The organism is Paraburkholderia sp. GAS82, from assembly GCF_050436285.1.
GTDB classification, from domain to species: Bacteria; Pseudomonadota; Gammaproteobacteria; order Burkholderiales; family Burkholderiaceae; genus Paraburkholderia; species Paraburkholderia phenazinium_B.
Window position 1 is genome coordinate 97,922 of the sequence record NZ_JBNDLX010000009.1, and the last position, 25,461, is coordinate 123,382.

General features: G+C 62.2%; 22 protein-coding genes. 17 read left to right on the forward strand and 5 right to left on the reverse strand.

What is annotated here, in order from left to right:
- The first annotated feature begins 114 nt into the window (after positions 1–114).
- From lhpH to zwf, 3 genes are all read left to right on the forward strand, one after another.
- Positions 115–1,122, forward strand: a complete 1,008-nt coding sequence (gene lhpH / locus P3T17_RS26525) for a trans-3-hydroxy-L-proline dehydratase (protein ID WP_429409446.1) — start codon at positions 115–117, stop codon at positions 1,120–1,122.
- Between the two features lie 30 nt (positions 1,123–1,152).
- Positions 1,153–2,109 (forward strand): bifunctional Delta(1)-pyrroline-2-carboxylate/Delta(1)-piperideine-2-carboxylate reductase, encoded by a 957-nt coding sequence (lhpI, locus tag P3T17_RS26530; protein WP_429409448.1) that lies wholly within the window; start codon positions 1,153–1,155, stop codon positions 2,107–2,109.
- Positions 2,110–2,286: 177 nt separating this feature from the next.
- Positions 2,287–3,768 carry a glucose-6-phosphate dehydrogenase gene (gene zwf / locus P3T17_RS26535; protein ID WP_074268294.1) on the forward strand — a complete coding sequence of 494 codons (1,482 nt, stop codon included), beginning with the start codon at positions 2,287–2,289 and terminating at the stop codon, positions 3,766–3,768.
- A 58-nt stretch (positions 3,769–3,826) separates the two neighbouring features.
- Here the strand turns inward: zwf and P3T17_RS26540 are convergent, their stop codons facing one another.
- Complete coding sequence (locus P3T17_RS26540) at positions 3,827–4,858, reverse strand: response regulator (protein WP_429409450.1); 1,032 nt, start codon at positions 4,856–4,858, stop codon at positions 3,827–3,829.
- Positions 4,851–8,312 (reverse strand): ATP-binding protein, encoded by a 3,462-nt coding sequence (locus P3T17_RS26545; RefSeq protein WP_429409451.1) that lies wholly within the window; start codon positions 8,310–8,312, stop codon positions 4,851–4,853. The genes P3T17_RS26540 and P3T17_RS26545 overlap by 8 nt, the downstream gene beginning before the upstream one ends.
- A 252-nt stretch (positions 8,313–8,564) precedes the next feature.
- On the opposite strand from P3T17_RS26545, the gene urtA reads away from it, so the two are divergent.
- The 7 genes from urtA to P3T17_RS26580 all read left to right on the forward strand — a co-directional run bounded on the left by urtA (position 8,565) and on the right by P3T17_RS26580 (position 15,279).
- Entirely contained in the window at positions 8,565–9,830 is a 1,266-nt protein-coding gene (gene urtA, locus P3T17_RS26550) for an urea ABC transporter substrate-binding protein (RefSeq protein WP_429409452.1), read from the forward strand.
- Between the two features lie 68 nt (positions 9,831–9,898).
- Positions 9,899–10,816 carry an urea ABC transporter permease subunit UrtB gene (gene urtB, locus P3T17_RS26555; RefSeq protein WP_123387549.1) on the forward strand — a complete coding sequence of 306 codons (918 nt, stop codon included), beginning with the start codon at positions 9,899–9,901 and terminating at the stop codon, positions 10,814–10,816.
- A 108-nt stretch (positions 10,817–10,924) separates the two neighbouring features.
- Positions 10,925–12,094 carry an urea ABC transporter permease subunit UrtC gene (gene urtC / locus P3T17_RS26560; RefSeq protein WP_429409453.1) on the forward strand — a complete coding sequence of 390 codons (1,170 nt, stop codon included), beginning with the start codon at positions 10,925–10,927 and terminating at the stop codon, positions 12,092–12,094.
- On the forward strand, positions 12,091–12,834 hold the full coding sequence (gene urtD / locus P3T17_RS26565; RefSeq protein WP_429409455.1) for an urea ABC transporter ATP-binding protein UrtD: 744 nt from the start codon (positions 12,091–12,093) through the stop codon (positions 12,832–12,834). Before urtC ends, urtD begins: the two co-directional genes overlap by 4 nt.
- Before the next feature lie 70 nt (positions 12,835–12,904).
- On the forward strand, positions 12,905–13,594 hold the full coding sequence (urtE, locus tag P3T17_RS26570; RefSeq protein WP_074268299.1) for an urea ABC transporter ATP-binding subunit UrtE: 690 nt from the start codon (positions 12,905–12,907) through the stop codon (positions 13,592–13,594).
- A gap of 37 nt (positions 13,595–13,631) precedes the next feature.
- Entirely contained in the window at positions 13,632–14,867 is a 1,236-nt protein-coding gene (fmdA, locus tag P3T17_RS26575; RefSeq protein ID WP_429288740.1) for a formamidase, read from the forward strand.
- A gap of 82 nt (positions 14,868–14,949) precedes the next feature.
- Positions 14,950–15,279, forward strand: a complete 330-nt coding sequence (locus tag P3T17_RS26580; RefSeq protein WP_429409456.1) for a zinc ribbon domain-containing protein — start codon at positions 14,950–14,952, stop codon at positions 15,277–15,279.
- A gap of 71 nt (positions 15,280–15,350) precedes the next feature.
- Here P3T17_RS26580 and icmH read toward each other — a convergent pair whose 3' ends face one another.
- The 3 genes from icmH to tssJ all read right to left on the reverse strand — a co-directional run bounded on the left by icmH (position 15,351) and on the right by tssJ (position 18,200).
- The gene (icmH, locus tag P3T17_RS26585) at positions 15,351–16,130 is read right to left on the reverse strand and encodes a type IVB secretion system protein IcmH/DotU (RefSeq protein WP_074268302.1); all 780 of its coding nucleotides are present in this window, start codon (positions 16,128–16,130) and stop codon (positions 15,351–15,353) included.
- Entirely contained in the window at positions 16,127–17,473 is a 1,347-nt protein-coding gene (gene tssK / locus P3T17_RS26590) for a type VI secretion system baseplate subunit TssK (RefSeq protein ID WP_074268303.1), read from the reverse strand. Before tssK ends, icmH begins: the two co-directional genes overlap by 4 nt.
- A gap of 109 nt (positions 17,474–17,582) precedes the next feature.
- On the reverse strand, positions 17,583–18,200 hold the full coding sequence (tssJ, locus tag P3T17_RS26595) for a type VI secretion system lipoprotein TssJ (RefSeq protein ID WP_074268304.1): 618 nt from the start codon (positions 18,198–18,200) through the stop codon (positions 17,583–17,585).
- A 352-nt stretch (positions 18,201–18,552) separates the two neighbouring features.
- Here tssJ and P3T17_RS26600 point away from each other — a divergent pair, with 352 nt between their 5' ends.
- From P3T17_RS26600 to tssG, 7 genes are all read left to right on the forward strand, one after another.
- Positions 18,553–19,239 (forward strand): tetratricopeptide repeat protein, encoded by a 687-nt coding sequence (locus P3T17_RS26600; RefSeq protein WP_429288742.1) that lies wholly within the window; start codon positions 18,553–18,555, stop codon positions 19,237–19,239.
- A 36-nt stretch (positions 19,240–19,275) separates the two neighbouring features.
- Positions 19,276–19,821, forward strand: coding sequence for a type VI secretion system contractile sheath small subunit (gene tssB, locus P3T17_RS26605; RefSeq protein ID WP_074268306.1), 546 nt, complete (start codon positions 19,276–19,278; stop codon positions 19,819–19,821).
- 14 nt (positions 19,822–19,835) lie between these two features.
- Positions 19,836–21,326: a type VI secretion system contractile sheath large subunit gene (gene tssC / locus P3T17_RS26610; RefSeq protein WP_429409458.1), complete on the forward strand. Its 1,491-nt coding sequence runs from the start codon at positions 19,836–19,838 to the stop codon at positions 21,324–21,326.
- A 72-nt stretch (positions 21,327–21,398) separates the two neighbouring features.
- Complete coding sequence (locus tag P3T17_RS26615) at positions 21,399–21,938, forward strand: Hcp family type VI secretion system effector (RefSeq protein WP_074268308.1); 540 nt, start codon at positions 21,399–21,401, stop codon at positions 21,936–21,938.
- Positions 21,939–22,008: 70 nt separating this feature from the next.
- Entirely contained in the window at positions 22,009–22,488 is a 480-nt protein-coding gene (gene tssE / locus P3T17_RS26620; protein ID WP_074268309.1) for a type VI secretion system baseplate subunit TssE, read from the forward strand.
- Between the two features lie 65 nt (positions 22,489–22,553).
- A complete protein-coding gene (gene tssF / locus P3T17_RS26625) occupies positions 22,554–24,392 on the forward strand; it encodes a type VI secretion system baseplate subunit TssF (protein ID WP_429409460.1) in 1,839 nt (612 codons plus the stop codon).
- A complete protein-coding gene (tssG, locus tag P3T17_RS26630) occupies positions 24,356–25,441 on the forward strand; it encodes a type VI secretion system baseplate subunit TssG (protein WP_429409461.1) in 1,086 nt (361 codons plus the stop codon). Before tssF ends, tssG begins: the two co-directional genes overlap by 37 nt.
- Positions 25,442–25,461: the final 20 nt, after the last annotated feature.

Here is a 25,461-nt window from a genome sequence, read left to right on the forward strand (position 1 = left end):
ACCAAAGCTGGTCTACATTTTGATCCAGTATAAGACTGACGGAGACAAAGGGATGGTTCACAGCGAGGCATTTTCGGCCTTTGGGTCGCACGCGCGCGAGGGTTGCCAGGCGTCATGAAACTGAATCGCGTTATCAGCACGGTCGAAGTGCATACGGGCGGCGAACCGTTTCGGATCGTCACCAGCGGACTACCCAAATTTCCCGGCAAGACGATTGTCGAGCGGCGCACCTGGCTCAAGGAACATCACGATCACCTGCGCCGCGCGCTGATGCTCGAGCCGCGCGGCCATGCCGACATGTACGGCGGCTATCTGACCGAACCAGTCAGCGAGGGCGCCGACTTTGGCATCATCTTCGTGCACAACGAGGGCTATAGTGACCATTGCGGCCACGGCGTGATCGCGTTGGCAACGGCGGCGGTGGCGCTCGGCTGGGTCGAGCGTACTGAACCCGAAACGCGCGTGGGTATCGACGCGCCGTGCGGCTTCATCGAGGCCTTCGTCAAATGGGACGGCGACCACGCCGGCAGCGTGCGCTTCGTCAATGTGCCTTCGTTTATCTGGCAGCGCGATGTGACGGTGAATACGCCGGGCTTTGGCGCCGTGATGGGCGATATCGTCTTCGGCGGCGCGTTCTATTTCTACACGTCCGGCAAACCGTTCGATCTGAACGTGCGCGAAGCGGATGTGGACCGCCTGATCCAGTTCGGCGCCGAAGTAAAGCGCGCGGCCAACGAGGCGCTCAAGGTCGTCCATCCGCACATCCCCGAAATCAACCATATTTACGGCACGATTATCGACAACGCGCCGCGTCACACAGGCTCGACGCAGGCCAATTGCTGCGTCTTCGCCGACCGCGAGGTGGACCGCTCGCCGACCGGCTCGGGCACCGCGGGACGCGTCGCGCAACTGTATCTGCGCGGCGAACTGGGGCGCGACGAAACGCTCGTCAATGAATCGTTGATCGGCACGATTTTTCGCGGCCGGGTGTTGTCTGAAACGAAGCTCGAGCGCTTCGATGCCGTGATTCCGGAAATCGAGGGCGACGCGCATATCTGCGGCTTCGCTAACTGGATCGTCGACGAACGCGATCCGCTGACGTATGGCTTTCTCGTGCGCTAAACCGCGCACGCCGATGGAGAAACCGCTGACATGACGCACCCGGCCACACCGATTTTCGACGCCGCCGCCACTGCGCGGCTCACGCCCTACGCCGAACTCGTGGAGGCGCTGAAAACGGCGTCCGTCGATTACGCGCAACAACGCATCGCGAGCCCGGAGCGGCTCGTCGTGCCGCTCAACGAGGGCGGGATAATGCTGTCGATGCCGGCCACGGCGCCGGACCTCGGCATCCACAAGCTTGTCAACGTGTGTCCGGCCAATGGCCCGCGCGGCTTGCCGACGATTCACGGCAAGGTGATGGCCTTCGACGCGGACACTGGCGAGACACTCTTTATCCTCGACGGGCCGACCGTGACGGGCCGGCGCACCGCGGCGATGTCGATGCTCGGCGTGCAGACCTTCAATGGTGGCGCATCAAGTGCCTCCGGCCGCCCGGCACCGCGAGAATTTCTGCTGATCGGCACCGGCACGCAGTCCGCCAACCACGTGGAGGCGATCGGCGAACTGTTTCCCGATGCGCGCATATGGGTGAAGGGCAGTGCACCGGCGAAGGCGCAGGCGTTTTGCGACGCGCAGCGCGGCAAGGCGCGCAATCTGCAGCCACTGGCGGGTCCCGACGTACCCGCGTCCGTTGATGTCGTGATTGCCCTCACGACCAGCCGGCAAGCGGTCTACGACGAAGCGCCGCGCGCCGAACGCCTGGTGATCGGCGTGGGCGCGTTCACCCCCACGATGCTCGAGATCGGTTCACGCACCGTGCATGGCAGCGCGCTGTTCGTCGACGACCTGGCCGGCGCTCGCCACGAAGCGGGCGACTTCATTCAGGCAGGAGTGGACTGGGCAAAGGTGACGGGTATCGCCGCACTGATGGACGGCAGCACGCCGCGGCCGACGGGCAGCACGCCCGTGCTATTCAAGAGCGTCGGCTGTGCTGCATGGGACCTGGGCGCCTGCCGGGTGGCGCGCGCAGCGTTGCAGCGCAACTGAATCTGCGAGAAAAGTCACGGCGAAGTCAAAAGCGAAGTTGCATCTTTTCTACACTGTCATCGCCGCGTCGCGTGCAAACAATCCAAAAACGTTGCACCATAGGCGTTTGCCAGAAAATGCCGGGTCACCGGCATTTTGCCCTTCGTTCGACGCCCTTCATGACGGTGACATCGCGCTATGATTACCCAACACGCTTCTGCCACCCCTGACTTGCCGCTCGACATGATCATCTTCGGCGGTACGGGTGACCTGTCGTTTCGCAAGCTGCTCCCCGCGCTTTACATGGCGCATCTGCACTGCAATCTGCCGCCGGAAACGCGCATTCTCACGATTGGCCGAAAGCCGTGGTCGCGCGAGGAATACATCAACGAATTCATGGAATTGAAGGCCAAGCCCTTCATCGAAAAGAAAGCTTTCGACGCGGCCGCGTGGGACAAATTCCTGGCGTTGTTCGAGTATGTGCGCATGGACGTCGATTCGGTCGAAGACTATCAGCGGCTGAAGGATGCATCGCGCCCCGGCGTGCGGCGGGTGTTCTATCTCGCGACTTCGCCGGATCTGTTCACGAACATTTGCGACAACCTCTCGGCCGCGGGTCTCGTCGACGAGTACTCGCGCGTGGTGCTGGAAAAACCGCTCGGTCACGATCTCGCGTCGGCGCAGGAAATCAACACTGCGGTTGGCCAGCATTTCAACGAAGCGCAGATCTACCGGATCGACCATTACCTCGGTAAGGAAACCGTGCAGAACCTGATGGTGCTGCGCTTCGGCAATGCGATTTTCGGCCCGCTCTGGCAGGCGCCGTATATCAAGAGCGTGCAGATCACGGTGGCGGAAACCGTCGGCGTAGGTAGCCGTGCGGGCTTCTACGACAAGACCGGCGCCTTGCGCGACATGGTGCAGAACCACTTGCTGCAACTGCTGTGTATCGTCGCGATGGAGCCGCCCGTGTCGCTCGATCCGGATGCCGTGCGCGACGAAAAGCTCAAGGTGCTGCGCTCGCTGCGCCCCATGACGCCCGACGATATCGCACGCGACACCGTGCGCGGACAGTACACCGCAGGCGCGGTGGACGGCGAAGCGGTCAAGGGCTACCTCGAAGAAGACAACGTGCCGGCGACGAGCCGTGCGGAAACCTTCGTTGCGTTGCGCGCCCAGATCAACAACTGGCGCTGGGCCAACGTGCCGTTTTATCTGCGTACCGGCAAGCGCATGCAGAAGAAGGTGTCGGAGATCGTCATCGAGTTCTCCGAACTGCCGTTCTCGATCATTCCGAGCGGTCCGCATCACTACGGCAATCGTCTCGTGATCCAGTTGCAGCCGGAAGAATCGATTCAGTTGCAGATGCTCGCGAAAGAGCCGGGCAGCGGCATGCACATGCTGCCGGTGAATCTGAATCTCGATCTGCAGGAGGCTTTCACCGAGCGTCGTGCGGAAGCTTATGAGCGACTGCTGATCGACGTGATTCGCGGACGCCTCACCCACTTCATGCGTCGCGACGAACTGGAAGCGGCATGGGCGTGGGCGGAGCCGATTCTGGACGGCTGGAAGAGTTCGGGCGAGCGGCCGCGCGGTTATTCCGCCGGCACGTTTGGTCCGGCTGCCGCCACGGCCTTGATGGCGCGCGACAATGCCGTGTGGGCGGAAGAGTCGCAGTAAGCGGTTTAATCGTGCATAGGGACGGCGCAGGTCGCTGTCCCATTACGATTGATTGCGCTTAATACCGCGTGCTCGCCTTCGCGGCGATCGCCGCAGCCGCTGCACGCGTCTCCACATGCAGCTTGCCGAATACATGTTCCAGGTGCTTGTTGACGGTGCGCGGCGCCATCCCCAGGATGTCGCCGATATCGCGGTTGGTCTTGCCGCGCGACAGCCATAGCAGCACTTCCGCTTCACGAGTCGTCAGGCTGAATTGGGCCGCGAGCGCGGTGGTGTGTGCTGCATCGTCGAATTCCTCGAGCAGGATGACCCAGTCGCCGCGCGTGGCCCGGCCCAATACCCTTACGACGCGGCGCACGCCGCCCGCGGCCGTTTCGAACGCCGCTTGCAGATCGCAACCGGCCTCGATCCAGCGCGTCAGCCATTGGGCCAGCACGGACGGCAGACGCGGGCCGGCCTCGGCCAGCGGATCCGGCAACTCTGCTGAACGGGCTGTCATAGCGTCCGCGCCGTCTGTCACTTCCGAGATATCTGCACCGCTCGACGCATACTGAGCAAGCCGTTGCCGGGCAAGGTCGCTTTGCCATTTGATCTCGCCTCTCGCAGCGGCGATCAGCGCGGCACGCATGCCGATCTCGAGCACCATGTCGGCCTGCCGTTGCAGGCGCGAACGCTGGACGTGGGCGGCGATTCGCGCGCTGACCTCGCTCGGCTTCACCGGCTTCGTCACATAGTCGATTCCTCCCACCCGGAAGCCCTGCACGACATGCTCGCTGTCCGTCAGCGCGGTCATAAAGATGACCGGCAGGTGGCGATTGCGCGGATCGGCCTTGATGTGCAGACAGGTCTCGAAGCCATCCATGCCTGGCATCAGCGCGTCGAGCAGCACGGCGTCAGGCGTGATGAGTGCGAGGCGTTGCAGCGCGGATTGTCCGTCGAGCGCCACCAGCACGGCGTAGCCTGCCGCCTGCAGCGTGTCCGACAGCAGGGCAAGGTTATCCGGCGTGTCGTCGACGATCAGCACCACCGGTTTGCCATCGGGCAGCTCGGGTTGCGTTTCGGGTGGCAGAAGCAGGGATTCGTCATGCATCGGGATTGACCTGCTGGGTGGGCGCGAGCAACTGCGCGAGTTCAGTCAGCCGGAAGCGGCGCGCGAGGGCGCGCAGCGGTTCCAGCAGGGTGGCGAGCTCTGGCGCGCCGTGCTCGGCAGCGTCCAGTTGTTCGATGAAGCCTTGCACGTAGCCCATCTCCAGTTGCGCGTGCAACTTCTCTCGCAAGCTGGCCGGCAGGCTCGTCGATACGTCGAGTTGCGCAGCCTCAGCCGGAGGGGCCGGCTCGACGGTTTCGGCAATCCATTGCAGCTGCAGCAGCGCGGCCATTTTGTCGAGCAGCAGTGGCAGATGCAACGGCTTGGCCAGGTAGTCGTCGCAACCGGCCGCTGCACCTTTTTCGCGGTCGTCGGCGAAGGCGTTGGCCGACAGGATCAGGATGGGCGCGCTCGACAACTGGTTGTCGCGAATCAGCCGGCTTGCCTCGAAGCCGTCCATGGCCGGCATCGAGACGTCCATCACGATGAGATCGGCCGAGCCGGTGCCCAGCCATTGCAATGCCTCCGGTCCGCTGGCGGCTTCGACCACCGTAAAACCGAGGGGAGAGAGCGTCTGCGTGACGATGCGCCGCTGCTCGGCGAGATCGTCGACTACCAGCACTGTGAGGCGTGGCCCGCAATAGCCCTTCAGGTGCCGGGGGTTGCTGGCCAACACCTGGGGCGCGCGCACTTCGGGGGCGAACAGCTTGACGATAAAGCGCGTGCCCTTGCCGACTTCGCTCTCTACCTGCAGATTGCCGCCCATCAGTTCGGTCAGCAAACGGCAGATCGTCAGACCGAGTCCGGCGCCATGGTCGTGTTCGCGCGCTGCCGCGCCGCGCTCGAACGGCAGGAACAGCCGCTCAAGTTCCGTGGCCGGCATGCCCGGGCCGGTGTCGGTAATCTCGAACGTGATGGTCTCCCACGCATACCCGGCGCGCACCTTGACCGAGCCGCTTGAAGTAAAGCGGATCGCATTGCCAATCAGATTGATGAGAATCTGCCGGGCCCGTTTTTCGTCAATGCGCACCACGTCCGGGATGCGGCCACTAGTCTGGAAGTCGAATTGCAGTCCCTTGTCGGTCGCCTGCGGTTCGAGCATCGCCGAGAGCTGCGTGACGAATTCCGGCAGCGAAATCTCGGTCACGTGCAACTGCAGTTTGCCTGCCTCGATGCGGGCCACGTCCAGCAAGCCGTCTACCAGCGCCAGCAAGTGCTCGCCGCTGCGATAGATGGTCGCCACTGCGTTGCGTCGAGCCGGCGGCAATTCATCGGTGCCTTGCAGCAGCAGTTGCGCGTAGCCGAGGATGCTGTTGAGCGGCGTGCGCAGCTCGTGGCTCAGGCCAGTCACATAGCGGCTTTTTGCGCGGTTCGCCGACTCGGCTGCAGCGCTCGCCGCCTGCAGCGCCGCGTCGGTCTTCTGGTGGGCTTCGATTTCCTGCATCAGAAGTTCAGCTTGCCGCTGCGATTCCTCCTGGGTGACCTTGCGGTTTTCATTGGCGAGCACCAGCCACCAGGCCGCAATGCAGCCGACCAGCGCGAGCGCGAAAAACGCCTTTAGATACCCTTGCAGCAGCACGTCGTGGATCGCGGTGTCGAGATCGGGGAGGGTCCTTATGCTCTGGTACCACTGTGCGGCGAGCACGCCACCAAGCAACGCCAGCACGACAATCAGGAGTCCGGCATACTGCGCGAGCCGCAGGCCCGCGGGTCCCAGCTTCAGACGTGGAAACAGCGTGCTCATCGACTTGCCGAACTGTGCGGGGAGTCGCGCGTGCGGCTTGCAGGAGTCGTTGCAGCGCGAGTCGAGCGAGCAGCATAGCGAGCAGATCGAACCCGCATAAGCCGGGCAGTGCGCCATGTCTTCGCGCTCGAAGGTGTTTTCGCAGATCACGCAGCGCAGGACCGCGCCCTGTTCGAGGTCGCGCCCATCGCGCGCCAGATAGAAGCGCCCGCGTGTGGCGATGGCAAGCAACGGAGCGCAAATGAAGGCAACCAGCAGCGCGATAAACGACGACAGCGCTTCCGCGCTCGCGCCGAACACGCCCGCGTGGGAGAGCGCGGCGACGGCCGCGGCAATCAGCATGGCGCCGACGCCAACGGGATTCACGTCGTAAAGATGCGCCCGCTTGAACTCGACATAGGGTGGGCTGTAACCGAGCGGCTTGTTGATCACGAGGTCGCCGACCACCGCGCCGATCCAGGCAATCGCCACGTTGGCATACAGCGCGAGCACTTTGCTGATGGCTTCGAACACGCCCATTTCGACGAGCAGCAGCGCGATCAGCACATTGAAGATGAGCCAGACCACGCGCCCCGGGTGGCTGTGCGTAAGCCGCGCGAAGAAATTCGACCACGCGAGCGAACCGGCGTACGCGTTGGTGACATTGATTTTCAGCTGCGACACGATCACAAACAGCGTCATCGCGGCGAGCGCTCCTTCGGGCGAGCGGAACACGTAGTGATACGCGACCAGATACATCTGGGTCGGTTCGACCGCCTTGACCGGATCGATCTCGTGCTGAATGGCGAGAAAGGCAAGGAACGCCCCGCCGAGCATTTTCAGCGCGCCCGGCACGATCCAGCCGGGGCCGGCCGAGATCAGGGCGACCCACCAGCGTACGCGGTTGGCGTGGGTGCGCGGCGGCAGGAAACGCAGGTAATCGACCTGTTCGCCGATCTGCACGATCAACGAAAACACCACCGTGCAGCCGGCGCCGAATGCGACCAGGTTGAACTCGTGGCCGTCGCCCGAGAGACCGCCGAAGGTGACCCACTCGGCGAGCACGTGCGGCTCGCGCCACAGCACCACGGCGTACGGTACCACCAGCAGCACGAGCCACAGCGGCTGGGTCCAGCCCTGTAGCCGGTTGATGAAAGTAATGCCGAAGGTGACCACCGGAATGATCACCAGCGCACTGATGACGTAGGCGACCGAAAGCGGGATCTTCAGGTACAACTCGAGCGCGAGCGACATGATCGCCGCTTCGAGCGCGAAAAATACGAACGTGAAGATCGCGTAGATCAGCGACGTCAGCGTCGAACCCATGTAGCCGAAACCGGCGCCGCGCGTGAGCAGATCCATGTCGACGCCGTAGCGCGCCGCGTAGTAGGCGATCGGTATACCGGTCAAAAACACCAGCACTGAGACGGCGAGAATCGCGTAGACCGCATTGGTGAAACCGTAGTTGACCACCAGCGAGCCGCCGATCGCCTCGAGCACGAGGAACGACACCGCCCCTAAAGCCGTGTTGGCGACGCGGAATTCGGACCAGCGCCGGAATGTGCGCGGCGTGAAGCGCAGCGCGTAGTCCTCGAGCGTCTCGTCACCGACCCACGCGTTGTAGTCGCGGCGGATCTTCACGATGCGCTGCGTGCCGCTCGGCTGCGGGCGCGATGCCCCAGCTTGGGTGGCCGGATTGGCGGAGCGAGGCGGCGGTGGTTCCGTTTGGTGCATCGGGGCCTTTCGTGGAGCGGTTCGGAGCGCTGGCCGTGCGTCCACGCAAATAGCATTCCATTCCCGGCCCTTACGCCGGCAGCGACCCGTAGTCGCCGCGATTATAGAGAGCGCATTTTCGGCGCGCCCTACGTCAACTGACGTATTTGGATCCGCAAATTGGCTACCTACCTTTCGTTGCGTCGACCCCGCCAGCCCGGTTACCAGGCTTTCCAGAGCGGGTCGCCCGACCATGACGACAAGGAGAATTCGATGTCACACGACGATCAGAACGAGCAAGGCCAGCCTTCGGCGCTCCGGCGCAAACTCCTGATGGGTCTCGCTGCCGCGCCCGCGCTGGCCATGTCCGGCATGGCGCGGGCCCAGCAGTTTCCGACGGCGAAGGTTAATACCACGCACCTCGCCGTGACCGATACTGAAGTGACGGTCGGCCAGTTGCACTCGGCGACCGGCACGATGGCGATCTCCGAAACCGGTTCGATCCAGGCCGAACGGCTCGCGATCGAACAGATCAACGCGGCCGGCGGCATTCTCGGCCGCCAGATCAAGATCATTCAGGAGGACGGCGCTTCCGACTGGCCGACCTTCGCCGAAAAGTCGAAGAAGCTGCTCGAAAACGATCACGTGGCGGCTGTGTTCGGCTGCTGGACCTCGGCGTCGCGCAAGGCGGTGTTGCCGATCTTCGAGCGCGACAACGGCCTGCTGTATTACCCGACGTTCTACGAGGGCCTGGAACAGTCGCACAACGTGTTCTATACCGGCCAGGAAGCGACCCAGCAGATTCTGTGGGGACTGAACTGGGCGAACCAGACGAAGAAGGCGAAGAGCTACTTCCTGATCGGTTCGGACTACATCTGGCCGCGCACGTCGAACAAGATCGCGCGCAAGCATATCGAGCAGCATCTGACCGATTGCAAGGTGGTGGGCGAAGAGTATTACCCCCTCGGCACTACCAATTTCAACTCGCTTATCAACAAGATCAAGATCGCCAGGCCCGATTGCATCTACGCAATCATCGTCGGCGGTTCGAATGTGGCCTTCTACAAGCAACTGAAGGCGGCCGGCATCACGGCTGACAAGCAGTTCCTGCTGACCATCTCGGTGACCGAGGATGAAGTGCTCGGCATCGGCGGCGAGAATGTGGCGGGCTTCTACTCGGCCATGAAGTATTTCGAATCGCTCGACAACGACAACAACAAGAAATTCGTCGCCGCGTTCAAGGCGAAATATGGACCGAAGTCGGTGATCGGGGACGTCACGCAGGCCGCGTATCTCGGGCCATGGTTATGGAAAGCGGCGGTGGAGAAGGCCGGCAGCTTCGACGTCGACAAGGTCGTCGCCGCGTCGCCGGGTATCGAGCTGAAGACCGCGCCGGAAGGCTACGTGAAGATCCACGCGAATCACCACCTGTGGAGCCGCACGCGCATCGGCGAGGCGCAGGCCGACGGCCAGTTCAAGGTGGTGGCCGAGTCGCCGACGCTGATCGAGCCGAATCCGTTCCCGAAGGGTTACCAGTAAGCAACAAGCGGCGCTCAGGCAGCAGGCGCGCCATGTCGGCGCGCGCCGATCATTTCGAGGAGAGACGCATGTCGGCTTCGGACATTCTTAACATCACCTTGATGCAGGGCTTTGCGGGTTTGAGCCTGTTCAGCGTGCTGCTGTTGATGGGGCTCGGGCTGGCGGTGATTTTCGGCCAGATGGGTGTCATCAACATGGCCCACGGCGAGTTCATGACGATCGGTGCGTACACGATCTACATGTTCTCGCAGCTGGCCGACAACTACTGGCACGGGTTCGCGCCAATCTACTTTCCGCTGGCGATCTGCGCGGCCTTCGCGCTTGCCTTTGCGGCCGGCTGGGTGGCGGAATGGGCGTTGATCCGCCATCTGTACCGCCGTCCGCTCGACACGCTGCTCGCGACCTGGGGTTTGAGCCTCGGGATGCAGCAGGTGTTCCGCTCGGTGTTCGGCCCGAAGGAGGTGAGCCCGACACTGCCGGACTGGCTGATGGGCTCCTGGTCGCCGAAGCAAGGTCTCGATATCCCGATCAACGGTTTGTTCGTGATGAGTCTCGCGGTGGTGATGACCGGCGGCGTGCTGCTGGCGCTGTATCGCTCGCGCTGGGGGTTGCGGGTACGCGCCACCGTCGCAAACCGTCAGATGGCGAACGCGGCCGGCATCGATACGCGCAAGACCGACCGGCTGACCTTCGCGATCGGTTGCGGCATGGCGGGTGTGGCCGGCGCCGCGTTCACCGCGATCGGCTCGACGGGGCCGACCAGTGGCTCGCTTTATATCGTCGATTCGTTCCTGGTCGTGACGTTCGGCGGCGCGGCCAGTCTGCTCGGCACGGTTGCCTCAGCGTTTGGCATTGCTCAGATGCAGTCGATCAGCGAGTTCTTCATGACCGGCTCGTCGGCCCGCGTGGTGACGCTGTTGACCATTGTCATCGTGCTGATGTTGCGCCCGCAGGGTCTCTTCGCTTCAAAGGTGCGCCGTGTCTGACGAGCGAAGCAAGACACTCGTGGGTGGGCGGCCGCGCATTGCGCCGCAGCGTGTTTCGCGTGCACCGCTAAGACGTACTTTCAATCGATTCAGCCCGGAGAAATGCGTATGGACCCGCTGAACCCTTCCGCCGCCTCTGCCACGCCGCCCGAGAGCGCTGGCGAGGCCACTCGCAGCGGCCTGCGGCCTACACTGCTGCGCTGGTTCACGACCGATGGCTACGGCAGCATCATCGTGCTGGCACTGCTGATTCTCGTGGTGTTTCCGCTCGCGCTCGATGCGTTCCGTCTCAACCTGATGGGCAAGTATCTGACCTACGCGTTCGTCGCCGTCGGCCTCGTGATGGCGTGGGGCTACGGCGGCGTGCTGAGCCTGGGGCAGGGGGTGTTCTTCGGCCTCGGCGGTTACTGCATGGCGATGTTCCTGAAGCTCGAAGCATCGGACCCGATCAGCACGAAGATCCAGTCGACGCCAGGCATTCCTGACTTCATGGACTGGAACCAGATCACGGCGCTGCCGGTCTGGTGGAGGCCGTTTCATTCGCTGCAGTTCGCGCTTGCCGCGGTGGTGGTCGTGCCCTGCGCGCTGGCGTTCGTGGTCAGCTTTGCGATGTTCAAGCGGCGCGTGGGCGGCGTCTACTTCGCCATCATCACGCAGGCGGTGGCGCTGATTCTCTCGGTGCTCATCATCGGCCAGCAAGGCTACACCGGCGGCGTGAACGGCATCACCGACCTGCGCACGCTGTACGGCTGGGACATTCGCGGCGACGGCGCCAAGCTGATCCTGTACTTCCTGAACGCGGTCCTGCTGCTGGTGGCGATCCTCTGCTGCCGGCTTATCCAGCGCAGCAAGCTCGGTACCCTGTTGCTCGCCATGCGCGACAAGGAAGACCGGGTGCGTTTCTCGGGCTATGACGTCGCCATGTTCAAGGTCTTCGCGTTCTGTGTCGCGGCGGTGCTGGCGGCCATCGGCGGCGCGATGTTCACGTTGCAGGTCGGTTTCATGTCGCCGTCCTTCGTGGGAATCGTGCCGTCCATCGAGATGGTGATCTACGCGGCGGTGGGCGGACGCATGTCGCTGGTGGGCGCGGTCTATGGCGCGGTGCTCGTCAATCTCGGCAAGACCTGGTTCTCCGAAAGTTTTCCGAACCTGTGGCTGTTCCTGATGGCCGGGCTCTTTATCGGCGTCGTGATGGCGTTTCCGAACGGCCTCGCCGGTCTCTACGACAGCCATGTGAAGCCCTGGCTGCTGCGCCGCGCCTTGCGGAGGACGACATGAGCAATACCGATTTCGTGCTGGCGGTCGAGGGCTTAAGCGTGTCGTTCGACGGCTTCAAGGCGATCGATGCGCTGAACCTCTATGTCGACCGTGGCGAGTTGCGCGTGGTGATCGGCCCGAACGGCGCAGGCAAGACGACACTGCTCGATCTGATCTGCGGCAAGACACGGGCCAGCGAAGGCAGCATCAAGTTTCGCAACGAGGAGATGACGCGGCTGCCGGAATTTCGGCGCGTACGCAAAGGGATTGGCCGCAAGTTCCAGACGCCGTCGATCTACGAAAACCTCACTGTGTTCCAGAACCTCGAAGTGTCGTTTCCGCGTGGGCGGGGTGTGTTCGGCGCGCTCGCGTTTCGCCGCACCAGCGATGTGCTCGACCGCGTGCGCGACGTGGCCGGCGAGATTGGTCTTGCCGCCCATCTCGATCTCGAGGCCGGCCTGCTGTCGCACGGGCAGAAACAGTGGCTCGAAATCGGCATGTTGCTGATGCAGGAGCCGGAACTGCTGATGCTCGACGAACCGATTGCCGGCATGAGCGTGCGCGAGCGCGAGGTGACTGCTGAGCTGTTGAAGCGGATCTGCCAGAACCGCTCGATGATCGTGATCGAACACGACATGGCGTTCGTCGAGCAGATCGCGCACAAGGTCACCGTGATGCACCAGGGGAAGATCCTCGCGGAAGGGGCGATGGAGCAGGTGCAGGCCGATCCGCGGGTGATCGATGTATATCTCGGGCACTAGGTTGATCACGGAATCAGGCATTGAACCCGCATTGAATTCAGCTGCGAGACCAGCGAATGAGGAGCCCAGCATGTTGAATGTCGACGACGTATTTGTCAGTTACGGCCAGAGCGAGGCGCTGCATGGAATCAGTTTCCAGGCGGCTAAAAACGAAACCGTGGCGATCATGGGACGCAACGGCATGGGCAAGACCACGCTGTTCAAGTCGCTGATCGGCATCTTGCCGCTCAAAGGCGGTGCAGTGCGCGTGGATGGCGCAGATGTGTCGCATGACGAAAGTTTCCGGCGCGTTGCCAAAGGTATCGCGTACGTGCCGCAAGGGCGGCAGATTTTCGCCACGCTCACGGTGGAGGAAAACATCCAGACGGGCCTGGAAAACGCCCGTGACAGGCGCATCCCCGAAGAGATCTACGCGCTGTTTCCAGTGCTGTACGACATGCGCGCGCGCAAGGGCGGCAACCTGTCCGGCGGCCAGCAGCAACAGTTGGCTATCGCCCGTGCACTGGTTACACAACCCAAGGTGCTGCTGCTCGATGAGCCGACCGAAGGGATCCAGCCGTCGATCATCAAGGACATCGCCAAAGCGTTGAACGAGATTCGCAAGCTGCGCGATATCACGATCGTGGTGTCGGAGCAGGTGTTGAGTTTCGCGCTCGATGTCGCCGACCGGTTGTTCGTCATCGAAGGCGGGCGTCTGGTGCACGAGAGTCCGCGCAGCGCCGCCGACACCGCGAAGATTCGCGAGTACCTGTCGGTGTAAACCGGCTGTCCGTCATTTCCAAAAAGGAGGATTTGCAATGGCTGAAACGCTAATCAAGGTCGACCTGAACCAGTCGGCCTACGAGAACGAGAACATCCACAACCGCTGGCATCCGGACATTCCGATGGCCTGCTGGGTCAACCCGGGCGATGACTTTATCCTCGAGACCTACGACTGGACCGGCGGCTTCATCAAGAACAACGACAGCGCCGACGACGTGCGCGACATCGATCTGTCGATCGTGCACTTTCTGAGCGGCCCGGTGGGCGTAAAGGGTGCTGAGCCAGGTGATCTGCTGGTCGTGGATCTGCTGGATATCGGTGCGAAGCAGGAGAGCCAGTGGGGCTTCAACGGCTTTTTTTCGAAGAAAAATGGCGGTGGCTTCCTGACTGATCACTTTCCGCTCGCGCAGAAATCGATCTGGGATTTTCATGGCCTGTACACCAGTTCCAGGCACATCCCGGGTGTGAACTTCGCCGGTCTGATCCATCCGGGGCTGATCGGCTGCCTGCCTGATCCGGCGATGCTCGCGACGTGGAACGAGCGCGAAGCGGCTTTGATCGCCACTGATCCCGAGCGCGTGCCCGGCCTTGCCAATCCGCCCTTCGCCTCGACCGCGCATATGGGGCGGCTTGCCGGCGACGCGCATGCCAAGGCCGCGGCCGAAGGCGCCCGCACGGTGCCGCCACGCGAGCATGGCGGCAACTGCGACATCAAGGACCTGTCGCGCGGCTCCAAGGTGTACTTCCCGGTGTATGTGGATGGTGCCGGCCTCTCGGTGGGCGACCTGCACTTCAGTCAGGGCGACGGAGAAATCACCTTCTGCGGCGCTATCGAAATGGCCGGCTGGGTGCATATGAAGGTCGGGCTGATCAAGGGCGGCATGGCCAAATACGGCATCAAGAACCCGATTTTCAAGCCGAGCCCGATTACGCCGAACTACAACGACTACCTGATCTTCGAAGGCATTTCGGTAGACGAGCAGGGCAAGCAGCATTATCTCGATGTGCATATCGCCTACCGCCAGGCGTGCCTGAACGCGATCGAATACCTGACGAAGTTCGGCTACTCGCGAGCGCAGGCCTATTCGATTCTGGGGACGGCGCCGGTACAGGGGCACATCAGTGGGGTGGTTGATGTGCCTAACGCCTGCGCGACGTTATGGTTGCCAACCCAGATCTTCGACTTCGACATCCGGCCCACGGCGGCAGGTCCGATCCAGCATATTGCTGCGGGTGGGGTGGACTTGCCCTTGTCGCCGGATCTCGTTTGACGCGTAGCGGCCGCAGTGTGCCCGCCAGGTGGTGGGCACCTGGCGGGCAGCACTGATTCACGGAACCTGAGAGGACAACATCATGCCGACTTACGACTACCGCTGCGACCATTGCGGCGCTTTTGCGGCGATTCGCCGGGTTGCGGAGCGCGATACGGCCTGCGCGTGCCCCACTTGCGGCGGCGAGGCGCAGCGCACGCTCAGTCTGCCGGTTTTGTCGCTGATGCAGGCGACCACGCGCACGGCGCACGCGGTCAACGAGCGCGCGGCACATGCGCCGCAACGTTCAGGCGAGTACAAGCATCGCCATGGGCCGGGCTGCGGATGTGGGGCGAAGGCCGCCTCGGGGTCGACGACAGGCAGCGGACTCAAGACGAACCCAACTGGCCGGCCGTGGATGATCAGCCATTGACGACGGGGACGGTAACGGTGGCTTCCGCCGACGGTGATGAGCCGTAAGCGGCGGCGCCGATCAACCCACCGTTACGGCAACGAAATCGTCAGATTGGCCGACTGCGGCCCGAGCTTGATGATCTGCGAGTATGGCGCAAGCGTATGCAGCGTCGAGTCGCGCAGATAGTTGTTCAGCCCGAGATAGGCCAGCAGTCCCACCAGCGCAAACACCGCGCCGATGCTCCACAGCGGCACTTCGCGCTTGAGCCGGTGCGCGACCTGATCCGGCAGCGGCCAGTGCGGCGCGAACGGCGCACGCTTGCCCTTCAGATGAGCAATCTCATCACCGATCCGCGCGGTCAGATACGCGAGCTTCTCCGGTCCTTCAAGCAGATACTTGCCCTGAAAGCCGAGCAGCAGGCACATATGAAACACCTCCAGCGACTGCAGGCGCGCCGCGCCATGAGCACGGCATTCTTCGAGGTAATGGAAGAACTTCTCGCCCGCCAGTTGCTCGCCGAACAGCACGAGCTGCAACGGCCGCCGCTCCCATTCCGTGCGGATCTTGAACGACGACGACAGCACCGATTCGTCGACCGCCGCGCAGAACGCAAACTTCGACGCATATACATCGTCCGCCGACGCGTTCAGCTTTTTCGCACCGCGCTCGAAATCCGCCAGAAAGTGCTGGATGCGCTGGCTGAACTCGTTGGCGTCGCCAGGTTCACGACCGTTCTTCAGCAGGAACAGCATGAAGAAGCCGTCGTACAGCAGATCGAGCAGCGAGCGGACCTGGTAGGTGGGCTCGACGGTGGGGGCGGGCGTGACAGACGGCGTGCTGTCGCCAAACAGGGAGGGCGCGTAGCTCATGATGTGACGGCGATCAGTTCGAGGTTAAGGTCGTTGATTCCTGACGGCGTGTAGATCATCGCCGACTGGGCCTGCAGCATGCGGTCATAGAGCGCGCCGCGCGGTTCGAACGAGAAGTAGCAGGCGCCGGGCCGCACCGGAATGGCGGGCGGCACCTGCGGCGTGTAGACGAGGCGCACGCCGGGCATGGCCGAGAGCACCAGCTTGTCGACGTCGTCCGGTGCGCCGACCTTGAAACGGGCCGGCACCGCTTCCACCAGTTCGACGGTGGGCATGTTCGCCGAGACGGCAATATAGAACATCGTCTTTTCGTCGATCTTGCCCGAGTCGAGCCGGCCCACGTGGAACGACGGCCGCACTTCGTCGAGCGCGATCGCGAAGTAGCGCGTGGAGATCACCGTCTCCAGCAGATCGCGCAGCATCGTATCGAGGCGTGCAAAGCCGGGGCCCGGATCATCGTGGCGATACGCGGGCAGGTCGGCGAGCGCATAGCCCTTCGAGAACGTCATCAATTGGCCGGCAAGGCGCAGCAGTTCCTGGAACAGCCGTTCCGGATGCAACGCGGCGTGCTGGTACAGATGGGCAAGCGATGCAAACGCCGCGTTGGCCGTATGCAGTAGCCAGAACGACGCAATATCGCCAGAGCGGAATTCGATGATGTTCTTGGTCGGCTCTCGATGGAAGCCATACAGCGCATTCACCTTGGCCTGCAGCGCGTCGATCAGCTGGCGCAGGCGCTGATGCAGGATCGGCGAGGCCTCGATGGCGAGCGAGGGCGGCACGAAGCTGTCGTCGAACTCGAAGCCGGAGGTGGCGGTGCGGCGAACGCGCGCGAGCGGCACCGAAAGCAGCTGATCGCGCGGCTCACTATGAGCGATCAGCTTGACGCTGGTTTTCAGGAACGTGATGTCGGCTTCGGCAGCGTCAGTGAAGTGATCGGCGACCGACGACTGCTCGCTGACATAGCGCGAGACAAATCCCGTGTTGCGATCGGGCGAGTAGTTCGCACCGGTTTCACGCAGCGGATGCAGCGCCAGATAGAACGTAAACTCGTTGATGCCGTCGGGCAGCGTGTCAAGCGCGATAGGTGGCGGCAGATCGTCGGCCTGCGGTGCGGAGTACAACGCGCCGTCTGGAAACACGAGCGACAGTTCGCTCACGCGCAGCACATTGCTGCCGAGTGCGTCGCGGTCGAACTTCACCGAGCGCACGCCCCAGTTGTAAGGCTGGATGGCCTGAAGCGATTCGAACAGGCGCGCCTCATGATAGGCGTCCTGACGCTGAAAATGCTGAGGCCTCAGAAACAGGCCTTCCCCCCAGAGCACCTTTGCGGAATAACTCATCTCAAACCTGTTATATGCGTCAAGCGGGTTGCATGCCCGATGATAATTGTATCCGGCCCTGCAATTGTTAAATCGTCAAATACGGTTAAATTGCCATTCAAATGCATTTTTAGCCACAACTCACCGAAGAGAGCATATTCAGCGATTGAACCGGGAATCCCTGTTCAGGTGGGATCACAGTGCCGTTGGTCACGGTCATTGCACAGTTATGCAGACCGATCATAATGCCAGACTTCTCGGACTTTGCCGGATCGAAGGCGAATTTCCAACGCTGTATTGCCGGGTCGCGGAATAGCGCGACGATACCGAATGCCTGCGCTTCGCGCGAGACTTTCTCGGTTACGGTGTAGTGCTGCCCCGGAATCAGGGTGACTTCTCTCACACTCAGCAAATCGCCGCCCAACGTGCTTTTTTCCTTGTCGGGATCGGTGAACGCATTGAATGGCGCCTGCTGGAACGAGGTGGGATCTTTCAGTACATAGAGGCGCACCACCAGCGCCAACGGCTTCTGGTCGTTGGCGGCGTTCAGATTCTGCGCGGCGTACAGCGTCAGGCCGAGGTCGCGCGGCGGCTTCTGGGCGTCCGGTACATCGGGCTTGCCGAGGCCGGTCATCTGCAGGGCGGCGGAAGCGGCCGACCCGAGCATCGGCACGGCGGCCGCACAACCCGCAAGAAGTATCGCGCTCATCGCCAGTAACGATGCATAACGAATAAAACGCAAATTCATTTACACCGATCGGTTCTGTGCCGATCGCCCCCGGTCGAATCGCTACTCAGCTAAACCAATCGGGGGAGTGCGCCTGTTCTATGCGTAATGCATCGAATGGCGCTACTACCCCGTCCGAATGGGCGGAAAAACTTTCCGTCCTCGAGAATAACGGGCTTTACGCCCGGAAACTATTTCTTATCCGGTCCTTATGTGATGCTTATGTGATGCGCTCTCGGTTTTTTCGTGCAATGCTTTGTCACACGAAAGTTGAATTATCAAAAATTGACCTGTACTATACCCGCGCACTTGAAGCAAAGCAAAACTCCAGTTTCTCGTTGAATTAAAAAACTCGCACGCCGGTGAAAAAGCGATGAAAGAGCGTCTCTTTGTAAAACTATCAGGGGTGGTGTTGGCATGTGGCGTGATCGCCGGATGTGCAAGCCAGAGCAACAACGTCGCGACCACGCCGGAGGCTTTCAACAAGTCGCTGGCAGACGCCGATACCGTCGCCAAGTCAGGTGACCAGGACAAGGCCATGGCGCTTTACCAGCAATTGGCCAAATCCGATCCGACGCGCGAAGAACCGTGGTCGCGCATGGCGCAGATCCAGTTCACACAGGGACATTACGGTCAGGCCATCGTCGACGCACAGGAAGCCTTGCAGCGCGACCAGACCGACCGTCAGGCGAAGAGCGTGCTGGCTGTGGCAGGCCTGCGCGTCGCCACGCAATCGCTGGGCGAGTTGCGCCAGGATGCGTCGCTCGCAGGCGATGCCAAGACCGATGCCCAGGCGCTCGCCAAGGAACTGCGCGACACGCTGGGCGAAGCCACGTTGTTCCCGCCGGACGACAGCGACAAGCCGGTGGTCAAGAAGAAGTACGTGAGGCGCGTCGCCAAAAAGCCGGAGGCCGCCAGCGGCGGCGCGGCCACCACGGCGGCGGCGCCGGCTGCACCGGCCACGCCGGCGCTGTCTGCTCCGGCGCCTGCAGCACCGGCTGCGCCCGCGAGAGCGGCACAAAGCGGTGGCGCGTCCGACCCGTTCAGCGCGCTTCGCTAATTCACCCGCAAGACCACCTGCTTCAGGGAGCCGACGATGGCGAAGAAAGAAAGTATTCAAAAGCGCTTGCAAAAAGTCCGGCCGCCGCGCGTTCAATTGACTTATGAGGTTGAGCGTGGCGATGCAATCGAGATCAAGGAGCTGCCCTTCGTCGTCGGCGTGGTTGCCGATCTGGCGGGGCAATCCGAAGTCGAGCAACCCAAGTTGCGCGATCGCAAGTTCGTCAATATCGACCGCGACAATTTTGACGATGTGATGAAAGGCATCGAGCCGCGTGCGGCATTTCAGGTGGAAAACCGCCTGAGTGAGGCCGGCGGACGCTTTGCGGTGGACCTGCGGTTCCGCTCGATGGCCGACTTCAGCCCGGACGAAGTGGTCTCGCAGATCGAGCCGTTGCGCCGTCTGCTCGACGCACGTTCGAAGCTGGCCGACCTGCGCAACAAGCTCGCGGGCAACGACAAGCTCGAAGACCTGCTGAGCGAGGTGCTGTCGAACACGCAGCAACTGCAGGCCCTCGCAAAAAGCCAGGGCGAAGCAGAAGAGCACGGCGATGCGCCGGGTAAAGACCAGCAGGGCGAATAAGTACGGGGTGTGAGATGAACCAGCAAACGGCAGCAGCCCAACTCGCCAGCGCGCACGACGGCGCTGAGACCTCGCTGCTCGACGAGATCGTCGAAAAGAGCAAGGTGGCGAAGTCCGATTCGGAACACGCGCGTGCGAAAGACCTGATCGGCGAACTCGTGCACCAGGTGCTCGACGGCACGGTGATCGTGTCGGACAACCTCTCGGCCACCATCGACGCCCGCGTGGCGGAGCTCGACCGGCTGATCTCCGCGCAACTGAGCGCGGTGATGCATGCACCCGAGTTCCAGCGCCTCGAAGGCACATGGCGCGGTCTCGACTATCTGTGCAAGGAAAGCAACACCGGCTCGACGGTCAAGATCAAGGCGCTGCATGCTCCCAAGCGCGATCTGGTGCGTGACTTCAAGAATGCGATTGAATTCGACCAGAGCGCGCTCTTCAAGAAGGTCTACGAAGAAGAGTTCGGCACTTTCGGCGGCGCGCCGTTCGGCACGATCATCGGGGATTTCGAGGTGACGCGTCAGCCGGAAGACGTGTACTTCATCGAGCAGATGGCGCACGTCGCCGCGGCCGCGCACGCACCGTTTATCGCATCGGCCTCGCCGGAACTGCTGGGTCTCGAATCTTTCGCCGACCTCGGCAAGCCGCGCGATCTCGGCAAGGTGTTCGACACGGTCGAATATGCCAAGTGGAAGTCGTTCCGAGATTCGGAAGACTCACGTTATGTCGGTCTGACGCTGCCGCGCTTTCTGGGCCGCCTGCCGTTCAATCCGAAAGATGGCGCGACCGCCGAAGGCTTCAACTTCGTCGAAGACGTGGACGGCACCGATCACAGCAAGTATCTGTGGTGTAACGCGGCGTGGGCTTTCGCTGCACGCCTGACGGCCGCATTCGACGACTTCGGCTGGTGCGCAGCGATTCGCGGCGTGGAAGGCGGCGGTCTGGTCGAAGACCTGCCCACCCATACCTTCAAGACCGACGACGGTGAAGTGGCACTGAAGTGCCCGACCGAAATCGCGATCACCGACCGTCGCGAAAAGGAACTGAGCGATCTGGGCTTCATTCCGCTCGTGCACTGCAAGAACTCGGATTACGCCGCGTTCTTTGCTGCCCAGTCGGTGCAGAAAGCCAAGAAGTACAGCACCGATAGCGCCAACGCGAACGCCGTGCTGTCCGCGCAGCTGCAGTACATCTTCTCGGTATCGCGCGTGGCGCACTACCTGAAGGCGATGATGCGCGACAAGATTGGCAGTTTCGCCTCGGCACAGAACGTCGAAGTATTCCTGAACCGTTGGATCTCGCAGTACGTCTTGCTCGACGACAACGCGACTCAGGAGCAGAAAGCGCAGTTTCCGCTGCGTGAGGCATCCATACAGGTCTCGGAGATTCCTGGCAAACCCGGTTCGTATCGTTCGGTCGCGTTCCTGCGCCCGCACTTCCAGCTGGATGAGCTTTCGATCTCTTTGCGGCTTGTGGCTGACCTGCCGAAGCCGGCAAATTCATAAATGAAGTCAACATGCCCGGGCTGGCCGCCCGGGTTGACTGTAAAAACCACCTCTTTGGGGAGTCGATGAGTTATGAAGGACATCTATTTAAAATTCGGCAATCCTGCGATCAAGGGCGAGTCTGCCGATAAGGACCATCAGGGCTGGATCGAGATCGACTCCTGGAGTCACTCCATCACGCAACCGCGTTCGGCAACGGCCTCTACCGCTGGCGGCCATACGGCCGAGCGCTGCGAGCACGGCGATATGGTCTTCACGAAAGATATCGACGTGGTCAGCCCGCTGATCTACCAACACGCATCGGGCGGTACGACGTTCGACGAAGTGACGGTCGACTTCATGCGTTCGGATGGCGAAGGCAACCGGATCAAGTATCTGGAAGTCAAGCTCAAGTACGTGATCATCTCGAGCGTGGCGCCGGCTGTCGGTTCGCCGACCGCGACGACGGGTACGAGCGACGCACCGGGCGTGTCGTTGCCGAACGAGCAGTTCACGCTGAAATACGCTGCGGTGCAGTGGAAGTACACCCAGCAGAAGATCGGCGGCAACCAGGGCGGCAACGCGCAAGGCGCGTGGAGCCTGACGAAGAACGACAAGACGTACGCAGTTTGATGGGCGGTGCGGCGTCCGTACTTGACCTGCGGGCGCCACACTGCGTTTTGCACCGCTTCTTCGGCAGCTGATGAAACGATTCGAACCGAGTTTCCTCGACAAGCTGTTCGACGACGAACCGCATTTGCCGGCTTCCCCGGCGATGCGGCAATTGTCGCTGGACGAGCTGAAGGCGACTGTCGCACGTGACGTCGAGGCCATCCTGAACACCCGGATCGCCTTGACCGAACACGAACTGGCGGCGCTGCCCGAGTGTCAGAAATCGGTCTTGACGTACGGTCTGAACGACTTCGCGGGCCTGAGTCTCGCGAGTCACTACGACCGGACGTTCATCTGCAAATCGATTCAGCAGGCCATTGCGCGGCACGAGCCGCGACTGAAGCAGGTGGCAGTCACGCTAGAACTGAACGAACAATCGACCAACGCGCTGTATTTTGCCATTCAGGCGTTACTGGTCGTACATCCGGCAGAAGAACCGGTGAGTTTTGATGCGATGCTGCAGCCTTCGACGTTGCAGTATTCCGTATCGCGCGCACGCGCGAAGCTTTAATACCGCATGCTGGCTGCCGTTACGCGCAACGGCGGCGCGGGTGTATCAGGTCCGGGGACAGGTTGATGGAAGAATTGCTGCCATATTACGAGCGCGAACTGGCATTCCTGCGGCGCTACTCGAACGATTTCGCAGATCGTTACCCGAAGATCGCCGCGCGCCTCGCGATGTCCGGCGAGCACTGCGAAGACCCACACGTCGAGCGGATGATCGAATCGTTCGCGCTGCTGGGCGCCCGCATCAACAAGAAGCTCGACGACGACTACCCCGAATTCACTGAAGCACTGCTCGAAGTGCTTTATCCGCACTATCTGCGGCCGTTTCCCTCGTGTTCGATAGCCCAGTTGGGCACCTCCGCTGCACTCAGCAATCTGACCGAACCGGTCACGATCGAGCGGGGCACCGAACTCAAATCGCGCACGATCCGCGGCGTACAGTGCCGCTTTCGCACCGCTTACGATGTGACGCTGGCGCCGATTCGCATCTCGGAGGCGAAGTACACGTCCATCGCGATGGCGCCGAGCGCGACTGTGTTGCCAGCCAACGCGTCGGCGATTGTCTCGATCACGCTCGAGTCGACCGCGCCGCAACTGGATCTCGGTGCGCTGAAGCTGTCCACGCTGCGCGCGCATCTGCATGGCGAGCAATCGTTTATCGCGGGTCTGACCGACTGCCTGTTCGTCAATGCAATGGCCACCTATGTCGAGGCTGACCGCCGCGGCGTGTGGACCGCGATGCGCACCTCGCCGCTCGCACAAGCCGGCTTCGACGAAGAAGATGCGTTGATCGACTACCCCGCCAAGTCGCATCCGGCGTACCGGTTGCTGACCGAGTACTTTGCGTTTCCCGACAAATTCAATTTCGTCGATTTCGATCTGGCGGCAATGACGCGCGCCAGCGGCCGCTGCAGCCGTCTGACGCTGCACGTCGTGCTGAAAGACGTGCGCAGCGACTCGCATGTCGCGCGGCTGCTCGAGACGCTCGCGACGCAGCACTTCCGCCTGTTCTGCACGCCGGTCGTCAACCTGTTCAAGCAGCACGGTGAACCGATCCGTCTGACTCATCAGTCGATCTCGTATCCGGTGATCGCCGAAGCGCGCCGGGCGTTTGCCTACGAGGTGTATTCAATCGATTCGGTGAAGCTGGTCCGGCAGCAGGCGAACCAGGAATCGGTGATCGAATTCCGGCCGTTCTACTCGCTGCATCACGGCGAACGGCAACGCGCCGGGCATTACTGGTTCGCGCGCCGCAACGACTGGGTGGCGGAGAAGAGCCCGGGCTACGAAACCGAGATTTCGATTGTCGATATCGATTTCGAACCAGCCGAGGCGCAAACCGATACGCTGAGTATCGAGCTGACCTGCACCAATCGCGATCTGCCGGCCGGACTGGCGATGGGCATCGAAGGCGGCGACCTGTTTCTCGAGGGCGGTTCGTTGACCGGCAACATTTCGATGCTGCGCCGCCCCACGCCGAGCGTGCGTTTCGAGCGTGGCCGTGCCGCGCACTGGCGGCTGATCTCGCACCTGGCGCTCAATCACGTCTCGCTTGCGAGCAATGGCCTCTCTGCGCTCAAGGAAATGCTGGTGCTGTACGACATGCGGCGCACGGCGGTCTCGGCGCGGCATATCGACGGACTGGTCGGCATCGAGCAGCGCGCGGCCGTGCAATGGCTGCCGGGCAAGCCGTTCGCTACCTTCGTGCGCGGCATGGAAATTCGCCTGACCATCGACGAGGACCATTTTGTGGGCACGAGCCTCGCGTCGTTCGTGCGTGTGATCGACACGTTTTTTGGGCTGTACGTGCATCTGAACAGCTTTGTGCAACTGGTCGTCGTGTCGAAGCGCACTGGCGAGGAGATTCTGCGATGCAAACCCCGCAGCGGCGAATCGATCCTGGCGTAATCGAGCAACTGCTCGACGAACCGCATCGCTTCCAGTTTTTTCAGGCAGTGCGGATTCTCGAGAAGTGGTTTGCCAGGGAGAACTCAACACGGCCCGGCGAGATCGTGGCGCAGCGTCTGGCGTTTCGCAATACGCTTTCGCTGGGCTTTCCGCCGAGCGAGATTCACAGCGCGCAGTCCTATGACGATGAAGGCACGGCGCTGAAGGACAAGCCGCAGCGTACCGCCGCCGTCGAAGACGGCAAGCTTGGCCGAGTCGATATCACGCCGGCGTTCTTCGGGCTGCTTGGCGGGCAGGGCGCATTGCCGCTGCACTATACCGAGCAGATCATTGCGCGCGAGCAACTCAGGCGCGACCGTGCGGCGCGCGAGTTCTTCGATGTCTTTTCGAATCGGGCCACCGCGCTGTTCTACTCGGCATGGAAGAAATACCGGCTGCCGTTTCATTACGAACTGGACCGCGACGAGCGCTATCTGCCGTTGCTGCTGGCGCTTGCCGGTGTCGCCGATGCAGAGAGCCGCAGCACTCTGCAGGAGGGCGACGGTGCGCTGTTCGACGAGGCGATTGCAGGCTATGCGCTTGCGGCGCGGCACCGGCCGGTGTCGGCGGCGTACTTGCAGCGGACGTTGTCCGAATACTTTCAGGTACCGGTGCGCGTCGATCAGTTTGTCGGCAAATGGTACGACGTGCCGCCGGATCAATTGACGGTGCTGGGCAGCGTCAACGCGACGCTCGGCGCCACCGCGCTGGCAGGCGAACGGGTCTGGCAGCGCGACATGCGTGCGCGGTTGGTGATCGGCCCGCTCGCAAAAAAAGACTATGAAGCCTTCCTGCCGGGCGCCGAACGCGCCATCGCACTGGAACGGATGCTGACGCTGCTGGCCGGCGTGACGCTTGAATACGAGGTCTCGCTGGTGTTGCGGCGCGCCGAGGTCGGCTCGATTCAGCTGGGCCACGGTGGACGGCTCGGCTGGGACGCGTTTCTCTGCACACACGACGCCGACCGCGACCGCTCCGACGCCCGCTATGAATTGCACGTCATCCACTGAACATCGCAACGCGCTACGCT

Bases quoted from the DNA above. Each gene is read 5' to 3' on its own strand.
- lhpH (WP_429409446.1), top strand. From the start codon at position 115: ATGAAACTGAATCGCGTTATCAGCACGGTCGAAGTGCATACGGGCGGC.
- lhpI (WP_429409448.1), top strand. From the start codon at position 1,153: ATGACGCACCCGGCCACACCGATTTTCGACGCCGCCGCCACTGCGCGG.
- zwf (WP_074268294.1), top strand. From the start codon at position 2,287: ATGATTACCCAACACGCTTCTGCCACCCCTGACTTGCCGCTCGACATG.
- P3T17_RS26540 (WP_429409450.1), bottom strand. From the start codon at position 4,858: ATGCATGACGAATCCCTGCTTCTGCCACCCGAAACGCAACCCGAGCTG.
- P3T17_RS26545 (WP_429409451.1), bottom strand. From the start codon at position 8,312: ATGCACCAAACGGAACCACCGCCGCCTCGCTCCGCCAATCCGGCCACC.
- urtA (WP_429409452.1), top strand. From the start codon at position 8,565: ATGTCACACGACGATCAGAACGAGCAAGGCCAGCCTTCGGCGCTCCGG.
- urtB (WP_123387549.1), top strand. From the start codon at position 9,899: ATGTCGGCTTCGGACATTCTTAACATCACCTTGATGCAGGGCTTTGCG.
- urtC (WP_429409453.1), top strand. From the start codon at position 10,925: ATGGACCCGCTGAACCCTTCCGCCGCCTCTGCCACGCCGCCCGAGAGC.
- urtD (WP_429409455.1), top strand. From the start codon at position 12,091: ATGAGCAATACCGATTTCGTGCTGGCGGTCGAGGGCTTAAGCGTGTCG.
- urtE (WP_074268299.1), top strand. From the start codon at position 12,905: ATGTTGAATGTCGACGACGTATTTGTCAGTTACGGCCAGAGCGAGGCG.
- fmdA (WP_429288740.1), top strand. From the start codon at position 13,632: ATGGCTGAAACGCTAATCAAGGTCGACCTGAACCAGTCGGCCTACGAG.
- P3T17_RS26580 (WP_429409456.1), top strand. From the start codon at position 14,950: ATGCCGACTTACGACTACCGCTGCGACCATTGCGGCGCTTTTGCGGCG.
- icmH (WP_074268302.1), bottom strand. From the start codon at position 16,130: ATGAGCTACGCGCCCTCCCTGTTTGGCGACAGCACGCCGTCTGTCACG.
- tssK (WP_074268303.1), bottom strand. From the start codon at position 17,473: ATGAGTTATTCCGCAAAGGTGCTCTGGGGGGAAGGCCTGTTTCTGAGG.
- tssJ (WP_074268304.1), bottom strand. From the start codon at position 18,200: ATGAATTTGCGTTTTATTCGTTATGCATCGTTACTGGCGATGAGCGCG.
- P3T17_RS26600 (WP_429288742.1), top strand. From the start codon at position 18,553: ATGAAAGAGCGTCTCTTTGTAAAACTATCAGGGGTGGTGTTGGCATGT.
- tssB (WP_074268306.1), top strand. From the start codon at position 19,276: ATGGCGAAGAAAGAAAGTATTCAAAAGCGCTTGCAAAAAGTCCGGCCG.
- tssC (WP_429409458.1), top strand. From the start codon at position 19,836: ATGAACCAGCAAACGGCAGCAGCCCAACTCGCCAGCGCGCACGACGGC.
- P3T17_RS26615 (WP_074268308.1), top strand. From the start codon at position 21,399: ATGAAGGACATCTATTTAAAATTCGGCAATCCTGCGATCAAGGGCGAG.
- tssE (WP_074268309.1), top strand. From the start codon at position 22,009: ATGAAACGATTCGAACCGAGTTTCCTCGACAAGCTGTTCGACGACGAA.
- tssF (WP_429409460.1), top strand. From the start codon at position 22,554: ATGGAAGAATTGCTGCCATATTACGAGCGCGAACTGGCATTCCTGCGG.
- tssG (WP_429409461.1), top strand. From the start codon at position 24,356: ATGCAAACCCCGCAGCGGCGAATCGATCCTGGCGTAATCGAGCAACTG.